The 1,279-nt window shown below is 64.3% G+C and carries 1 protein-coding gene and 1 pseudogene; both read right to left on the reverse strand.

Going from position 1 to position 1,279, the window contains the following annotated elements:
- The coding region (locus tag LQV45_RS33405) for a glycosyltransferase (protein ID WP_230012041.1) at positions 1–986 on the reverse strand (986 nt) is incomplete at its 3' end.
- A 6-nt stretch (positions 987–992) separates the two neighbouring features.
- Positions 993–1,279, reverse strand: a pseudogene (locus LQV45_RS33410) (NAD-dependent dehydratase); the annotation flags it as partial.

The raw sequence follows: 1,279 nt of genomic DNA on the forward strand, positions 1-1,279 counted from the left end.
CGCGGCATGAGTCCCAGGACGGGACGGCCGGCCGCCAGGGACGAGAGCACCTTGCTGGGTATCGAAAACTTTGACGCCCCGGGCTCCAGGAGGGCCAGGAGCACATCAGCGGAGCCGAGCATTTCAGAGAGTTCGGAAGCAGGCTGGAACGGCAGCAGGGTGATCGGTAATTCCGGTTGCCGTTCCGCGATCTGGCGCACGGCTTCAATCCCTTCCCCCTCCGAGGCGACCACGAGACGCGCCGGGATGCCCTTGCCCAGGGCGGCGCGCAGGAGATCAATCAACAGCAGCGGGTTGTGCTTCCGGCCGAGCGTTCCGGCATAGAGCAGACGGATCTCCCGGCCCTGCAGGAGATGGGCGCGCGCCCACCCATTGTCCCTTGGCCCGGGCAGGATCTCTCCGAGCGGCGCCCAGTTTGGAATGACAGAAACGTGGCGCACATCGAGGCCCCAGCGCCGGTACGCCCGGCGGAATTCCTCGCCGATTGCGACGACCTGGCTGGCACTGCGGACCAGGTTCTTCTCCGTGCGCGTGACCCATCGCTGCGCTGCCGGACCGACCGCCGCAGGCAGACACTTCCTGATCTCTTCTCCGATGGCTCTGCTGAAGAGGTCCTGATGCCACAACACCCAGGGCTGCCCCGACTTTGCCATCGTTGAGCTGAATCTGTTCAGGACGAACAACGGAACGTTGCATGCCACGACGCAATCGGGACGGGCCTGCTCGAGGTGGCTGACCCAAGCCTGGGCAAATGACATCTCGAACCGCATCCGTCCCAGGGGAGAATACTTCTCGAAGGTCCTCACGGCGGTGATTCCGCGGAAAGTCAGCGCGTCCGGGTCACCGTTCAGGCGCTCCAGCTTTCCCTTGCCACTGGGATACTGGGTCGCGTAGGCGTGTTCGACGTCGTGTCCCCGCGCGGCGAGTTCCCGGGAGAGCTCCGCCTGGAACGGGTGCCCGGCGAAGTCGTGAATATGGATGCGCACGGGGGTTCACCCCTGCGCCTTGAGCTGGTCGAAGATCCACTCGTAGGTCTTTTCCAGTCCCGTCCTGAGCGTGATGGACGGCTCCCAGCCGTACGTGGCATGGAAGAGAGTGTTGTCGCTGTTCCGCCCGCGGACTCCCTGCGGGGCGTCGAGCTTGTAGTGCCTGGTCACCACGGTGCCGGAGATCTGCTCGAGGAGATCCACCATCTGGTTGATCGAGACCAGCTCAGAGGATCCCAGGTTGACGGGCTCGGTCAAATCGCCGTGCAGGACGTCTTTAGTGCCCTGGATGC

Source organism: Microbacterium sp. Bi128, assembly GCF_918698205.1.